The sequence below is a fragment of the Aliiroseovarius sp. xm-d-517 genome, assembly GCF_013283135.1.
GTDB lineage: Bacteria > Pseudomonadota > Alphaproteobacteria > Rhodobacterales > Rhodobacteraceae > Aliiroseovarius > Aliiroseovarius crassostreae.
The window spans coordinates 2,896,180-2,911,568 of sequence record NZ_WBXT01000001.1; the positions used below are offsets into that span (position 1 = coordinate 2,896,180).

Below are 15,389 nucleotides of genomic sequence, written 5' to 3' on the forward strand. Positions count from 1 at the left end.
CGCCAGACGGGCGCCCTTTTCATTTTGTCTGACCGGTCGCTTCAAGTGCCCAGTTCAAGAGCGCATCCGGTTCGGGCGGCAGCTCCTCCGCGTCGCCCACATAGTCCAGAAAGGCGTTAACCGTGGTGCCTGCCACGCCGATGATGGCGGGTATGTCGCGTGAAAGTGCCTCCCCCACCGCATGGCGAAACCCGCGCCCTTCCGCTTCCTGTTTGCCAAACTTGTTCACGATCAGCAGATCGGCCCCCTTGGTGATCTGGGCCTCCGTTGCCGCGACGGCCATTTCCAACGCTTCGGGGTTCAGCTTGCAGCCCCGCGCATTGGCCCCCAGATACTGGCTGATCCGGATCTTCGGCCCATCGGGCAGCACCAACACGTCCATGTCACAGTGAAACTCTTCCGCGCGTTCGGTATCAAGCTGCACCGTGCCTGCCAGCCGCAGACCGCGTTCGCCAAGCGCATCGGCCACGCCTGCCAGAAGTTCGTTTGTTTTGCCGCGCCCCGGCGCAATGACATAAGCCAGTTTCATTTCGCGTGTCCTGTCTTGATACCGGTCCCGCATCGCATCCGTTTGGCGGCTTGTCAATTCACGGCTGGGTCAGGGACTTTTTCAGCACTCGCCCGTCCGCCCACCCGCGCGCTGCGTGGGGGCGGGGCTTGATTCAACAGCCGGCTGCCATCGTGGTTGCTTTCAACGAAATGTGCGCCTGCTCGGATCCTGCCACGACGGCACCGCGCAGCAGACGAAGACGTGCAGATCTCATTCGCACCCCCTCTTCGTGACATATGCTCCCTCCTTGCCGGGAAGGGAGGGCCGGGCCAATCAGCGCAAGTCAGGCAAGGTGAAGAAGGGCTTGATTTTTCACAAATGACCGGGCCTCTTAGGGAAAACCGCAGGGGGATTTCGTGTGAAACATGCTGTATCAGACCATGCCGCGCCCGAGGACGCGGATCAGCGCAAAGCCATTGCTCCGGTGATCTGCTATCCGGTAGAAGGATTGCCCGCGGCCCCCCTTGATCTCTACCGGGCCGCGCGCCAGACCGCCCAAAAGGTTGATGAAGTGCTTGTGCCCGCCCGGGATGCACGCTGCTTTTCGGTTCCCGCGGGCCAGTTTTTCCGCATTTCCTCCGTTGAGGGCCCGCAAGTCGGTGATCTGAACCTCTGGCAGGCCCATGACCTGCACGAACGTTTCTACTCCGGCAAAACCCGCGCCCTGCACGGCACCCACCTGTCCACCGGGGACCGGATGTGGAGCAGCTTTCCCGCCATGCGCCCGATGGCGACCATTATCGACGACACGCTGGACTGGTATGGGTTCGATGGGTTTGGGGGCGCGGTGCATGACGTGATTGGCACACGCTGTGACCCCTATACCCACAATCTCCTGTCGGGTGGGCAGTATCATCATTGCTGCCATTCGAACCTGACCCGCGCCCTGGCCGATCACCTCGGGATCCCTCCCTTTGATGCCGAACCCCATGTCCATGACGTGCTCAATGTCTTCATGTGCACGGGGTTTACCCAAGACACCGGCCAGTATTTCATGAAGGCAAGCCCGGTGCGTCCGGGCGACTATCTCGAGTTTTTCGCCGAGATTGACCTCCTTGGTGGCCTCTCCGCCTGCCCGGGCGGGGATTGCTCATCTGAACACAGCTCTGATACCGCCGCCTGTTATCCGCTGCTGGTAGAAGTTTTCCAGCCGCCGCCCGGCAGCCTCGCCAATTGGACCCCGCCACCTGAAAATGGCTACGACCGATCACACGGGCGCTGATCCCTCTTCCTCTTGCCGAAAATATCCCGGGGGGCCCGAAGGGCGGGGGCAGCGCCCCCATCCCCAAGCCTGCCGACCGTGAGGTCGCAAAGGCGCGGGCGGTGCTCGCCCGTGGCCCGGATGTTTGTTCGGTGCTCAGGCGAATGCGGCGTTCAGGGCAATTTCGACCATGTCGCCAAAGGTCTTTTCGCGCTGGTCCGAGGGCAGGGCCTCACCGGTCAGCAGGTGATCCGACACGGTCATGATTCCAAGGGCGCGCACGCCATACCGATTGGCGAGGGTGTAAAGCTCCGCCGCCTCCATTTCCACGCCCAGAATGCCGTGGCGCCGCATTTCCTTATCCAGATCCGGGCGTTCGGCATAGAATGTGTCCGAGGAATAGATCCCGCCCACATGCACACCCACATCCACCGACTTGGCCGCTTCCACCGCGGCTGCCAGCAGGGAATAATCCGCGCAGGGCGAGAAATTCATTTCGCGGAAAATGGAGGAACTGGGCGTGCTGATGGTGGTGGCCGTCATCGCAATCACCACATCGCGCACCTTGACGTGATCCTGCATTCCGCCGCAGGACCCGATGCGGATCAACGTCTTGGCACCATAATCCCGGATAAGCTCATTGGCATAGATCGACATGGACGGCATGCCCATGCCCGACCCCTGTACACTCACCCGGTTGCCGCGCCACATTCCGGTAAAGCCCAGCATGCCACGCACCTCATTGACCAGCTCAGCATCTTCCAAAAAGGTGTCGGCCACCCATTTGGCGCGATAGGGGTCGCCGGGCATCAATACGGTTTCAGCAATCTGGCCTTTTTCGGCGCCGATATGGACAGTCATGGGATCCTCGTTTCAGGAAAGTGTCAGACAGGAGGTTGCGGTTTCGGGGCCTGTTAGCGCCCTTCATCGCGCGGCACCATGCGCTTTCTTGTCCAAAAGGTCAAACCCTCTGGGCCGTGCCGGCGAAAGGACAGCTGAGCGGGCGGGCAAGAGCTCCGTCTTGACATTGTGCAACCCTGCCCGTTCTTTGAAACAGGAAAGCAACGGGTTGAGGCGAGGTCATGCGCAGTTTGAAGATTGTATCGGTCATCCTGGCCACCGCTTTGGGGGCTGGAAACCCTGCCTGGGCGCAAGACACCAGCGAACTTCAGCTGGTCAAGCGTATCTTTGAACAATTGCAGCCGATCTCAATTTCGAAGAACCGCGAATATTGCGGCTATATCGGGCGGGATGCGGCGGGCAATGTGGCCTTCACAAAGGCCCGGCGTGGACGCAAGGGAACCTGTGTTCCACGTGACCCGGATGCGCTTGCCGTGGTCACGGCCTCTTACCACACCCATGGGGCCTATTCGCCCAATTACGTGAATGAACTGCCGTCGGTTGAGGATATGGAAGGGGATGAGGCCGAGGGGATTGATGGCTGGGTGGCCACGCCCGGTGGGCGTCTTTGGTATGTGGACACGCAGGAGATGACAATCCACCTGATCTGCGATCTGGGCTGCCTGCCAGCTGATCCCGATTTTGTTGAAGGCGACACCGGAGAGATCCTTCCAAGCTATCGCTACAAGGCTTTGGTTCAGAAGATTGAGGAGGTGGGGGGATAGGCTGCCTGCCTGATTGTGCGGTGTCATCTGCGGCGGCCCCGGAGTGGCCTGCTGCGCGTCACTCTTTGACAGGGGCGGGCGTCGGGATGTCGGGGGCGTTGGTCTGAGGGGCATGTCCCCAGTCAATGTCCGGCCCGAAATAGAAAGGGCCTGATGTGATGCCGGTCTGCGCCGGAATTGGCTGCCCGTCTCGGGCGGTATTTGCCGCGGTTTGGGTCAAAAAGAGCCCCCCGCCGGAAAAGACCGCGCTATCCGGCAGGTTGATCATATGATGATGGGGGGGAAATGGGCGGTCTGGTCGCCGGGGATCCAGATTGTTTGAACCCGCCCCGCTATGGACCAGCTTGGGGGGCCTCAATTGCAGGCCAAATGAACTGTCCATCCGGTTGCCGGTGTAAAGCACCGCCAGACCAAAACCAACCGCTGGCTCCGCCCCGGTAGGAAGAGGCAGAACCAGCAGCGGGAGAAGATATAACAATCTGTTCATGCGATCTTTTCCCCCACAGGGATATGGTCACGTGGTGGTAGATCCTCAGGGTAGCCTGTCCGGCGGGTGCGGAAAATATACAGTTTGATCTAAACCCTTTCATTGGCGCCGCCGGGGTGCCGCTGGAGACAGGCAACAGCAAACCGCCCACATCAAAGATGCGGGCGGCTGAAAGGCGTCAATGCTTCGCTCAGGTGAGCGGCGAGGGCTGGGTGTGGATTACTCTGCCGCCACGGTCTGCGGCGCGACAAGGGTCACGATGTCGTTCATGATCACATTGAGCTCAAAATCCTTGGGCGTATAGACCTTGGCAACCCCCATGGCCCGCAGGCGATCCGCGTCTTCATCCGGGATGATCCCCCCGGCGACCACCGGGATATGCCCCAGACCTGCGGCTTTCATCCGTTCCATCAGCTCTTCGAGAAGCGGGATATGGCTGCCGGACAGGATCGACAGGCCCACCACATGTGCGCCGGTTTCCTGGGCTGACGCGACCAGCTCTTCGGGTGTCAGGCGGATGCCTTCATAGGTGATGTCCATACCGCAGTCGCGCGCGCGGGCGGCAATTTGCTCCGCCCCGTTTGAGTGGCCGTCGAGGCCGGGCTTACCCACCAGAAACTTGAGCTTCTCCCCCAGCTGGGCCGACACGGCGGCCACGCGGTCGCGGATTTCCTCCAGCCCTTCGGTGCGGTTCGAGGGGTTTTTGCTGACCCCGGTGGGGGCACGATACTGACCAAAGGTCTGGCGCATCACCTCACCCCATTCGCCGGTGGTCACACCGGCTTTGGCGGCCGCAATCGAAGAGGGCATGATATTGGTGCCATCCTTGGCAGCCTGACGCAGGTCGGCCAGTGCTTTTTCCACGGCGTCTGCATCGCGGGTCGTGCGCCATTTCTCAAGGCGCGCAATCTGATCGGCTTCCGCTTCGGCATCCGCCACCATGATCGCGCCGTCCCCGGCCGTCAGCGGGCTTTCAGCCGCTTCGGTCCATTTGTTCACACCCACGACGGTGGTGTCGCCCACCTCGATCTTGCCGATCCGGGCCGCGTTTGATTCGACCAGACGCGACTTCATGTATTCGATCGCAGAGATCGCGCCGCCCATGCTGTCGATCTGTGCCAGCTCGGCCCGTGCCCCTTCCTTGAGAGCCGTCACCTTGCGGTCCACGGCGGGGTTGTTGTCAAACAGGTCGTCATATTCCAGAAGGTCGGTTTCATAGGCCATGATCTGCTGCATACGCAGCGACCACTGCTGGTCCCACGGGCGCGGCAGGCCAAGCGCTTCGTTCCACGCCGGCAGCTGCACCGCGCGCGCACGGGCATTTTTCGAAAGTGTCACGGCGAGCATCTCGATCAGGATGCGGTAGACATTGTTTTCCGGCTGTTGCTCGGTCAGGCCCAGGCTGTTCACCTGCACGCCATAGCGGAACCGGCGGAATTTCGGGTCTTCAACACCGTAGCGGTCGCGGGTGATTTCGTCCCACAGTTCCACGAAGGCGCGCATCTTGCACATCTCGGTCACAAACCGGATGCCCGCGTTCACGAAGAAGCTGATCCGGCCAACCATGGCGGGAAACGCTTCTGCGGGGACCTTTTCCTTGAGGTCGTCCAGAACGGCAATGGCAGTGGCCAGCGCAAAGGCCAGTTCTTCCTCGGGTGTCGCACCGGCCTCTTGCAAATGGTAGGAACAGACGTTCATCGGGTTCCACTTGGGCAGATGTTCACGCGTATAGGCGGCCACATCGGTGATCATGCGCAGGGACGGTTTCGGCGGGCAGACATAGGTGCCGCGGCTCAGATATTCCTTGATAATGTCGTTTTGCACGGTGCCTTGCAGTTTCGACACATCCGCGCCCTGTTCTTCGGCGGCGGCGATATACAGCGACAACAACCACGGCGCGGTGGCGTTGATGGTCATCGAGGTGTTCATCTGCTCCAGCGGGATATCGGCAAACAGCGCCCGCATGTCCCCCAGATGGGCCAGCGGCACGCCCACTTTGCCCACTTCACCACGGGCGAGCACGTGATCACTGTCATAGCCGGTCTGCGTGGGCAGGTCGAACGCCACGGAAAGGCCAGTCTGACCCTTGGCCAGATTGGTGCGGTAAAGCTCGTTCGAGGCTTTGGCGGTCGAGTGGCCGGCATAGGTGCGGAACAGCCACGGACGATCTTTGGGGAGACGATCTTTGGTGCGCTCTTCAGTGGTCATGGTGTGACTCGCTTTATGTTGCAGTGCAGCATTTCTTGCAGACGCAAGAATGTTACGCAAGGGGGAATTTTGAGATTAGGAAAGTTGCGCGACCGAAAAGGCGGCAAAGCTGACTTCAGCGCAAAACGTCGCGGCAATGCGTGGCAGGACAGGGGCGGTTTCATCAATGGCTTTACCTTTTCCCAAATTCCTGTGAAGGATTTTCCCCATGACGCAGACAATCGAGCTTCCACTATGGGTTCTGGTGCTGATCCTCGGCTTCGCCGCGGTGACCTTTGCGTCCCATTTCCTGTTCCCATCCGTGCGCTGGTTTTTTCGTAAACGGCTGGAACGCGCGGTGGCGCGGCTGAATGAGCGTCTGGAGCGACCGATCGAGCCGTTCAAACTCGCGCGGCGCTATGACATGGTGCAGCGCCTGTCCTATGACCCCGAAGTGGCCAGGGCCATTGCGGAACATGCCGCTGAAGAAGGCATCCCCGAGCAGGTGGCGTTTGAAAAAGCCCAGCGCTATGCGCGCGAGATTGTCCCGCGGTTTTCGGCCACGGCCTATTTCGGCTTTGGTATCCGGCTGGCCAAACTCCTCAGCCGTGCCTTTTATCGGGTGCGTCTGGGCGCCTTTGACGAGGCGCATCTGAAAGATGTGAGCAAGGATGCAACGGTCGTTTTTGTCATGAACCACCGTTCCAACATGGATTATGTGCTGGTCACATGGCTGTCGGCAGAGCATTCGCACCTGTCTTACGCCGTGGGGGAATGGGCGCGGGTCTGGCCGCTGCGCACGCTGATCCGCTCGATGGGGGCATACTTCATCCGGCGCAAAAGCCGCAATGCGCTCTATCGCAAAGTGCTGGCGCGCTATGTGCGTATGGCCACCGACGGGGGCGTGACCCAGGCGATGTTTCCCGAAGGCGGGCTGAGCCTGACCGGTGAGGTGGGGGCGCCGAAACTGGGGCTGCTCAGCTATATCATTGACGGGTTCGACCCTGAAACCAGCCGTGATGTGGTGTTCCTGCCGGTGGCCATGAATTACGACCGCGTGCTTGAGGACCGTGTGCTGGTGGCCGCAAATGTAAAGGGCACACGCAAGTTTGGGCTCAGGTTCAAATATGTCGCGCGCCATGTGGGCAAACATATGTGGCAACGGATCACCCGCCGGTTCCATCGTTTTGGTTACGCCAGCGTGTCTTTTGGCAGCCCGCTGTCGCTGAAGGCATTTGCGGGTGAGCATCACCGCAAGATGCCCGAACAGTTGGCCCGAGAGCTGATGGGGCGGATCAGGGCCGTTGTCCCGGTTCTGCCGGTGCCGGTGGTCTCAGCCGTGATGCTGGAGAAAGAGGCGCACACCCGCGCAGAGATCACCGACCGGTTTCAGACCCTCGTGGCCGAGATGGAGCACCACGGCGCCCATATTCACATGCCGCGCAATGATTTGGATTACGCGGTAGAGGTGGGGCTGCGTCTGATGCTGATGCGCGGGCTGATTATTGAGGAAAACGGCTGTTTTCGCGTCAATCCGGCGGACCGGGTGTTGCTTGGTTTCTATGCGAATTCCATTGCGCACCTGTCTGCGGCAATCACGCCAATGCATATCTCTGACCTGACCCCGGCCGAAGTGGCGGACGCGTCGCGGCTGTAAGTTACCTGTAACGTATTGCCAAAATTGACCTTCGCGTCATATGCGACATAAAATTACAAAATGTGGTGGAATGTGGTTGCAATGTTGCTTGCTGATGCGTAATGCTGCATTAGCAGCCGCGTTTCTGCACTGCGGCAAAAATGGAATCACTGCTTGTAGCTGACAGGAGGCCAGCATGGCTTTGGACACGCAAACCGGCATCGCGGAATACGATGCGCCGAAAAAAGATCTCTATGAGATTGGTGAAATGCCCCCGATGGGCCACGTGCCTGCGCAAATGTATGCCTGGGCGATCCGCCGGGACCGTCAGGGTGAACCGGACAAGGCGATGCAGGTCGAGGTGGTCGATACCCCCACGCTGGACAGCCACGAAGTGCTGGTCATGGTGATGGCCGCCGGTGTGAACTACAACGGTATCTGGGCGGGTCTTGGCGTGCCGGTCAGCATGTTTGACGTGCACAAGCAGGACTACCACATTGCCGGGTCCGATGCCGCGGGCATCGTCTGGGCCGTGGGCGACAAGGTGAAAAGCTGGAAAGTGGGCGACGAGGTTGTTGTGCACTGTAACCAGGACGACGGCGATGATGAGGAATGCAACGGCGGCGACCCGATGTTTTCACCCAGCCAGCGGATCTGGGGTTATGAAACCCCGGACGGGTCCTTTGCCCAGTTCACCCGCGTTCAGGCCCAGCAGCTCCTGCGTCGTCCCAAGCACCTGACCTGGGAAGAAAGCGCCTGTTACACGCTGACGCTGGCCACCGCCTATCGGATGCTGTTTGGTCACCACCCGCATGAACTCAAGCCCGGCCAGAACGTGCTGGTTTGGGGGGCGTCGGGCGGTCTGGGCTCTTATGCAATCCAGCTGATCAACGCCGCCGGCGGCAATGCCATCGGGGTGATCTCGGAAGAAGATAAGCGCGAGTTTGTCATGGGTCTGGGCGCCAAAGGCGTGATCAACCGCAAGGAGTTCAGCTGCTGGGGGCAACTGCCCACCGTGAATACGCCGGAATATGATGCGTGGTTCAAAGAGGCCCGCCGGTTCGGCAAGGCGATCTGGGACATCACCGGCAAGGGCAACAACGTGGATATCGTGTTTGAACACCCGGGGGCTGCAACCTTCCCGGTGTCGAACCTGGTCTGCAAAAAAGGCGGTATGGTTGTGATCTGCGCCGGCACCACCGGCTTCAACTGCACCTTCGACGTGCGCTACACTTGGATGCACCAGAAACGTCTTCAAGGCTCGCACTTTGCCCACCTGAAACAGGCGGCTGCAGCCAACAAGCTGATGATTGAGCGTCGGATTGATCCCTATATGTCGGAAGTGTTCCCGTGGGATGAAATCCCTGCTGCACACCTGAAGATGTATCGCAACGAACATAAGCCGGGGAACATGTCGGTGCTCGTGCAATCGCCGAAAACCGGCCTGCGCACGCTGGAGGATGCCCTGGCGGCCCGCGACTGACCTGAATTGGTCTCATGCGGACCTTAAAGCGCCCCGCCTTATACCTGAAGCCGGGATAAGGCGGGGGGCTGCGCAACATACGAGCGTTTCGCGCGTTTTGCCACAACCAGCCTTTCAGGTTTTTGGCGAAACGCATCAAAGATCCCCCCGCAGCCCGCTGCGGGGGTTTCTGTTTTGTTCTTACCTTTTCTTAAGCCGAATCACCTAGGGTTTTTGGTGAAATCGAATCAAATATTTCGGGAATACCGACGTATAAGCGCAACGGATCGCAACAAAACCAAATAGTTCGAAATTCTTACCTCACTATTTTAGGGGAGTAAGAACCAGTGAATTAAGGGGATTTGTTTTACGTGCTAGGGTTGTGTTGTGATGAAGCTCGAAAGGGGACTTTACATGGCGAATGAATGGATCATTGATGTTCTTACCGACCTGATGGCCTACGCTCGCAGGAACGACCTTTCTGTGACGGCCGAGGCACTGGACGACGCCCGTCTTGTTGCCCTGACCGAAATCGCGAGCGCCGCTGATCGGAAAGCGGAGATGATGCACGCGTATGAAAGCCAGTCTGGAACAGCAGCTCACCAATCTTCAGAGCGCGACCACGCTTGAAGACCTGCAAGCCGTAACCGAAACGTTGCGGGATCATTACGCAGTGGCCCATGTCGTTTATCACTGGGTCAATTCCGTTGGTGAACGCTTCGGTGCCGGAACCTACAGCCCAGAATGGGTGGATCGCTATCTGGAAAAAGATTATCTGCGGATGGATCCGGTTATTTTTGGCTGTTTTCAAAGGTTTACTCCGGTAATCTGGAAAGATCTCGATTGGTCGTCGAAACCTGCCCGCGCCATGTTGCAGGATGCTTTGGACCATGGGTTGGGCAACCAGGGATACACAATCCCGATCCGGGGCCCCTCCGGTCAGTTCGCACTTTTTACGCTGAACAATTCGGCCGAAGACGACGGTTGGGCAGAATTCATCGACAGAAATGCCCGTGACCTGATGATCGTAGCCCATGAGCTGAACAAGAAAGCCTTGGAGTTCGAGCAATGGGGGGATGCGGCCACAACACCTGTACTGTCACCGCGTGAATTGGGGGCCATGACCTGTCTGGCGAAGGGAATGAACCGGGCCCAGGCGGCGGCAGACATGCAGATTTCGGAACATACTCTCCGGGTTTACATTGAAAGTGCACGCCACAAATTAGGGGCACTCAATACAACCCATGCGGTCGCCAGGGCGCTGTCCACCGGGGTGATTATTGTCTGATCGTTAATGACGCGCGCGACGTGCTGGGCGCTGTTAACATCCGTGGCGGCAATGTGTCCTCGATCATTCGGACACAGGAGACCCGCCCATGCTGCGCTACATCTACGCCAACGACCTTTCCCGTTTTCCGCTGCTGCGTGACACCATGTTCCGCGACCGGGCGGAACAGTTTTCCAAGCGTCTTGGCTGGGATGTGACGGTGAACGCGGCGGGCGAGGAGCGTGACCAATATGACGACCTGAACCCGCTTTACGTGATCTGGGAAATGGCGGATGGGCGGCATGGTGGATCAATGCGCTTCATGCCAACAGTCGGCCGCACGATGGTGAACGAGCATTTCAGCCATCTGACGGGTGGCGTGACCGTTGAAAGCCCTCTGATTTGGGAATGCACACGGTTCTGCCTGTCACCGAAGGCGGACCGGCGTGCCTCTGCCGCGCTTGCCCTAGGGGCGGGTGAGCTGATGTCAGCGTTTCAGTTGAAGCATTACATTGGCGTTTTTGATCCGCGTATGCAGCGTATCTATCGCCTGATGGGATTGGAGCCTGAGGTGATCGGCTCCTCCGGGGAAGGACGTGATGAGATCGGTGTGGGCCTGTGGTCGATGGATGAAACGGCGTTTGAACCGACCCTGAAGCGGGTGGGTGTGTCACGAGAGATGAGCCGTGGCTGGTTGCGCTATTCGCTGTCGGGCAAGCCGGGACCTGTTCTGACCGACAACGTGGCCCATTCGGCGTAACAGGGGCTTTGCCCCTCGCGCTGTGCGCTCACCCCAGGATATTTGAGACAAGAAAAAAGGCGAAGCGGGAGTTTCGCCTTTTCGCGTATTGATGCAGCGGATAGGGTCGCGTCATGAGCGAACAGACCCCGATCACGTTTTCCGAGGACCAGGCAGAGGCCCATGACCGCGTGGCGGATATGCTGCGGGGGGCAGGGGTCAATCTGGATGACGCGTTGCTGACGCCGATGGCGGATGGGAAAGCGCAGGTCTTTGCGGTGATGGGCAAGGCCGGGTCTGGGAAAACCATGCTGTTGGCTGAGCTTTACAAGGCGCTTGAGGCCGCCGGGGTTGAGGTCGTTTCTGGCGATTATGAGGGCAAGAAAAAGAAGGATCGCCGCACATTGGCCATTCTTGCCCCGACCAACAAGGCGGCATCCGTTTTGCGGATGCGGGGGGTGCCTGCCACCACCATTCACCGAATTCTATACACACCGGTTTATGACCCGGAATATGAGAAAATCGCCGAATGGCTGAACGGCGAGGGCGAGCGGCCCGAGATTGAGGGGCTGACAGAGGAGGCGCTGGACCGTGCTTTCGCGTTTTTTCAGACCAACAAATCGATCCCAGGGGCTTTGGCCGCAGCCGGGCTGCGCGGGTCGGACTTTATCACCGGGTGGAAACGGCGCGATGATCCGCTTGATATCGGGTTCATTGATGAAAGCTCGATGCTGGATGACAAGCAGTTCGATGACCTGCGCGAGATTTTTCCGACGCTGATCCTGTTTGGCGATCCGGCGCAGCTGGCGCCTGTTGGGCAATCGGGCACGATGGTGTTTGATAAGCTGGGTGAGATGCGGAAGATGGAGTTGCACCGCATTCATCGCCAAAAAGATGACAATCCGATCCTGGATCTTGCCCATGCGCTGGCGGATGATGGGCTGAGTTTTCATAGCTTCGAACGCATGATTGAAGAGGCAGCTGCGCGTGATGACCGGGTGCGGATGGCGCCGCGGGTGAATGCGGACTTGATGGCGCGCTCTCCGGTTCTGGTCTGGCGCAACAAGACGCGGGTGCGGTTGATTTCGGCGTTTCGCGGGGCGTTTGGCGCGCCGGCAGAGGAGCTTTTGCCCGGTGAGCCCTTGATTTGTGATGGGATCGAGTTGCCGCTGAAGCACCGCAAGAAACGCATTGATCTGGAGGCGCGTGGGCTGATCAAAGGGGCGCAATGTGTCTATCTTGGGCCGGGGAAAAAGCCGGGGTTTTCGCGCCTGCATGTGATTGGAGCAGAGGACCCGCAGGTTTCTGCCGCATCAATTGTAAAGATTGAGCTTCCGGACGAGGAAGAGCCGTTCATTCCCTTCGCAGCCCGGATGGGGGCGGCTTTTTTGCATGGGGCCGCGGTGACCATCCACAAGGCGCAGGGCAGCCAGTGGCCCGATGTGCAGGTCTTTGCTCCGGATATTTATGCGGCGGCCCAGATGGGGCGGAATGAGGCAGGTATTCCACTGTGGAAACGGCTGGCATATGTGGCAATCACGCGGGCAGAGCATCGGCTGCATTGGGTGACACGATATGCGATGGCGCGCCCGCTTGAGGGGCTGGGAACCGATGATTTGAAAGCGCCGGCGGTGGCGCTGCAGCTGCAGGGGGAAGGGGGCGAGGATGTCTAGCATCCTGATCACCGGGGCCAGCGCCGGGATTGGCCGGGCGGTGGCCGAGCTGTTTCTGGCGGAAGGCTGGACCGTTGGCCTGCTTGCCCGGCGGGCCGAATTGCTGGAGGCGCTGGCAGATGGCAGGGAAACAGCCATTGTCCTGCCGGCGGATGTTTCGGATCCGGATGCGGTGGAAGAGGCATTTCAGCAGTTTGTGTCGCGGGCGGGGCGGCTGGATGTGCTCTTTAACAATGCGGGTCTGTTTACCCGCGCCGCGCCGATTGACGAAGTGTCGCTGGAGGATTGGCAGCGGGCGTTGGATGTAAATCTGACCGGCATGTTTCTGTGTGCCCGGGCGGGGTTTGCCCAGATGCGCAGGCAGGGGCCTCAAGGGGGGCGGATCATCAATAACGGGTCAGTTTCGGCCCATGTTCCGCGTGAGGGGGCCGTGACCTACACCGTCACGAAACATGCGGTCACGGGGCTGACACGGCAGCTCAGCCTGGATGGGCGCCCCTTTGATATTGCCTGCGGGCAGATTGATATTGGCAATGCGCGCACGGATCTGTTGCAGGGGATTGTCGATGACGCGGTATCGCGTGGTGAAGTGCCGCCGCCCACCATGGATGTGGACGATGTGGCGCGCTCGGTTCTCCATATGGCCAATTTGCCGCTGGAGGCGAATGTCCAGTTCATGACGGTGATGGCAACCAAGATGCCTTATATCGGACGCGGTTAGGGCTTGTTGTCGGCTTTCGAGTCTGTCGGCAGTTTTCCTAGAAAACTAGAAAACTAGAAAACTAGAAAACTAGAAAACTAGTTTTCTGGTTTTGATTTCCCCGCAGACCCCGTTCCCGAGAGTCAGCCGCGTTGAATAAAGCGGAAGATCGACGAGGCCCCCCATCCTGCGACAATGGCGATGAACAGCGACAGCAGGCCATAGATCAGGGGCTGGTTGCGGGCAAGGTTGAAGATCCAGCGTTCAAGCCCAACCTTCTGCACATTGATCACGGTCTCATAACTCGCCGCGACATACCCGCCTCGTGTCAGCAGGATCCGCGTGCGATACTGCCCCTCGGTCAGGTTCGAGGGCAAGGCAATCCGCGTGTCAAACAACGTGTCTTCCCGAACGGTGACATTGTTTTCCAAAAGTCGGTATGTGCCCTTGTTTTCGCGAATGCGGATCAGCGCCTGGGTGAATTCCGTCGGATCGACATTGGTGAACGGGCTGTCGCTGATCTGGATTGCGCGATTGACCGACACCAGGTGGCGCAGGTCATCCAGAACGCTGATGGATCCGTCCAGTGTGGACGAGGTGGACACGGCATAAAAGCTTGGGGCGGATGCAATTTCCAGAGCATCGGTATTGACCCAGATCCCAAAGCGTTTGTCCTTCTTGCGCACGGTCACGGGGTGGTTTGGACCTTCGACCACCACCACCACTTCCAGCGGTTCATCGGTCGGTGCGGGGCTTTCACGTTTTACCGCGCCGAAGATCAGGATTTCGGATCCCACGAAGGTTGCGTTGATCGACACCATGTTCTGGCTCAGGCCAGCGACGATATCTTCTTTTGCCTGCACGGGGAGGGCGGCAAAAATCAGGGCGAAAAGCGGGGCGAGGAAACGTCTCAATGGCCCGCCCCCGCGCCGATCTCGAACAGTTCCTCCGGCTGGATCAACAGGTCCAGGGCCAGCTTGCCGCAGACGACCAGCACCATCAGCGCCAGAAGAATACGCAACTGCTCGGCCTTCAGCTTCACCCCGATCCGCGCCCCGATCTGCGCGCCCACGACCCCGCCGATCAACAGCAACACCGCCAGCGCCATATCCACCGTATAGTTGGTAGTGGCATGCAAAAGCGTGGTGAAAGCGGTGACAAAGATGATCTGGAACAGGGACGTGCCCACAACCACTTTGGTCGGCATCCCCAACAGGTAAATCATCGCGGGCACCATGATGAACCCGCCGCCGACCCCCATGATGGCGGCCAGCACACCCACCAGCACCCCCACCAAGATGGGGGGGATGACGGAAATATACAGCCCCGACGTGCGGAACTTCATTTTGAAGGGCAGGTTATGCACCCAGTAATGCTTGCGCCGGGTGGACACCACCTTGCCGCCGCGGGTCTTCACAATGGCGCTCAGGCTTTCCAGGAACATCAGCCCGCCAATGATCCCCAGAAACAGCACGTAAGAGAGCTTGACCAGAAGATCGACCTGTCCAATCGCCTTGAGCGCATTGAAAAGCTGCACCCCAAGCGCTGCGCCGATCAATCCGCCGACCAGCAGCACCAGCCCCATCCTCAGATCCACGGTCTTTCGCTTGAAATGCGCCAGCACCCCGGAAAAGGAGGAGGCCACGATCTGGTTGGCCTCGGTCGCAACCGCCACCGCCGGGGGAATGCCGATAAAGAACAGAAGCGGCGTCATCAGGAACCCCCCTCCGACACCAAACATGCCGGACAGGATCCCGACGATCCCGCCAAGCCCAAGGAGCAAAAAGGCATTCACCGAAACTTCGGCGATCGGAAGATAGATTTGCATCAGCAGACCGAGTTGTATCGAATTGGAGCGTTAA

At 59.3% G+C, this 15,389-nt stretch carries 15 protein-coding genes; 9 read left to right on the forward strand and 6 right to left on the reverse strand.

Annotated elements, in window-relative coordinates; translation table 11 throughout:
* Positions 1-19: 19 nt before the first annotated feature.
* The gene (locus XMD517_RS13825; protein WP_173485163.1) at positions 20-529 is read right to left on the reverse strand and encodes a DUF2478 domain-containing protein; all 510 of its coding nucleotides are present in this window, start codon (positions 527-529) and stop codon (positions 20-22) included.
* 379 nt (positions 530-908) lie between these two features.
* On the opposite strand from XMD517_RS13825, the gene XMD517_RS13830 reads away from it, so the two are divergent.
* A complete protein-coding gene (locus XMD517_RS13830) occupies positions 909-1,772 on the forward strand; it encodes a DUF1989 domain-containing protein (protein ID WP_173485164.1) in 864 nt (287 codons plus the stop codon).
* A 135-nt stretch (positions 1,773-1,907) separates the two neighbouring features.
* Here XMD517_RS13830 and deoD read toward each other — a convergent pair whose 3' ends face one another.
* Positions 1,908-2,612: a purine-nucleoside phosphorylase gene (gene deoD, locus XMD517_RS13835; RefSeq protein ID WP_173485165.1), complete on the reverse strand. Its 705-nt coding sequence runs from the start codon at positions 2,610-2,612 to the stop codon at positions 1,908-1,910.
* Positions 2,613-2,833: 221 nt separating this feature from the next.
* Between deoD and XMD517_RS13840 the strand changes: the two genes are divergently transcribed.
* Positions 2,834-3,376 carry a DUF4329 domain-containing protein gene (locus XMD517_RS13840; RefSeq protein ID WP_173485166.1) on the forward strand — a complete coding sequence of 181 codons (543 nt, stop codon included), beginning with the start codon at positions 2,834-2,836 and terminating at the stop codon, positions 3,374-3,376.
* 58 nt (positions 3,377-3,434) lie between these two features.
* Here XMD517_RS13840 and XMD517_RS13845 read toward each other — a convergent pair whose 3' ends face one another.
* Positions 3,435-3,863 (reverse strand): hypothetical protein, encoded by a 429-nt coding sequence (locus XMD517_RS13845; protein WP_173485167.1) that lies wholly within the window; start codon positions 3,861-3,863, stop codon positions 3,435-3,437.
* A gap of 219 nt (positions 3,864-4,082) precedes the next feature.
* Complete coding sequence (locus tag XMD517_RS13850; RefSeq protein ID WP_173485168.1) at positions 4,083-6,071, reverse strand: protein meaA; 1,989 nt, start codon at positions 6,069-6,071, stop codon at positions 4,083-4,085.
* A gap of 208 nt (positions 6,072-6,279) precedes the next feature.
* On the opposite strand from XMD517_RS13850, the gene XMD517_RS13855 reads away from it, so the two are divergent.
* From XMD517_RS13855 to XMD517_RS13885, 7 genes are all read left to right on the forward strand, one after another.
* Complete coding sequence (locus tag XMD517_RS13855) at positions 6,280-7,707, forward strand: 1-acyl-sn-glycerol-3-phosphate acyltransferase (protein WP_173485169.1); 1,428 nt, start codon at positions 6,280-6,282, stop codon at positions 7,705-7,707.
* A 175-nt stretch (positions 7,708-7,882) separates the two neighbouring features.
* Entirely contained in the window at positions 7,883-9,169 is a 1,287-nt protein-coding gene (gene ccrA / locus XMD517_RS13860) for a crotonyl-CoA carboxylase/reductase (RefSeq protein ID WP_173485170.1), read from the forward strand.
* Positions 9,170-9,562: 393 nt separating this feature from the next.
* Complete coding sequence (locus XMD517_RS13865; RefSeq protein WP_173485171.1) at positions 9,563-9,778, forward strand: hypothetical protein; 216 nt, start codon at positions 9,563-9,565, stop codon at positions 9,776-9,778.
* Complete coding sequence (locus XMD517_RS13870) at positions 9,723-10,436, forward strand: LuxR family transcriptional regulator (RefSeq protein WP_173485172.1); 714 nt, start codon at positions 9,723-9,725, stop codon at positions 10,434-10,436. Before XMD517_RS13865 ends, XMD517_RS13870 begins: the two co-directional genes overlap by 56 nt.
* An 88-nt stretch (positions 10,437-10,524) precedes the next feature.
* The gene (locus tag XMD517_RS13875) at positions 10,525-11,175 is read left to right on the forward strand and encodes an acyl-homoserine-lactone synthase (RefSeq protein WP_173487944.1); all 651 of its coding nucleotides are present in this window, start codon (positions 10,525-10,527) and stop codon (positions 11,173-11,175) included.
* A gap of 113 nt (positions 11,176-11,288) precedes the next feature.
* On the forward strand, positions 11,289-12,827 hold the full coding sequence (locus XMD517_RS13880; RefSeq protein ID WP_173485174.1) for an ATP-dependent RecD-like DNA helicase: 1,539 nt from the start codon (positions 11,289-11,291) through the stop codon (positions 12,825-12,827).
* Positions 12,820-13,548 carry an SDR family oxidoreductase gene (locus tag XMD517_RS13885; protein WP_173485175.1) on the forward strand — a complete coding sequence of 243 codons (729 nt, stop codon included), beginning with the start codon at positions 12,820-12,822 and terminating at the stop codon, positions 13,546-13,548. The genes XMD517_RS13880 and XMD517_RS13885 overlap by 8 nt, the downstream gene beginning before the upstream one ends.
* A 122-nt stretch (positions 13,549-13,670) precedes the next feature.
* Here XMD517_RS13885 and XMD517_RS13890 read toward each other — a convergent pair whose 3' ends face one another.
* Both XMD517_RS13890 and XMD517_RS13895 read right to left on the reverse strand, forming a co-directional pair.
* Positions 13,671-14,441, reverse strand: coding sequence for a TIGR02186 family protein (locus tag XMD517_RS13890; protein ID WP_173485176.1), 771 nt, complete (start codon positions 14,439-14,441; stop codon positions 13,671-13,673).
* Positions 14,438-15,355, reverse strand: coding sequence for a sulfite exporter TauE/SafE family protein (locus XMD517_RS13895; RefSeq protein ID WP_173485177.1), 918 nt, complete (start codon positions 15,353-15,355; stop codon positions 14,438-14,440). The genes XMD517_RS13890 and XMD517_RS13895 overlap by 4 nt, the downstream gene beginning before the upstream one ends.
* Positions 15,356-15,389 lie beyond the last annotated feature (34 nt).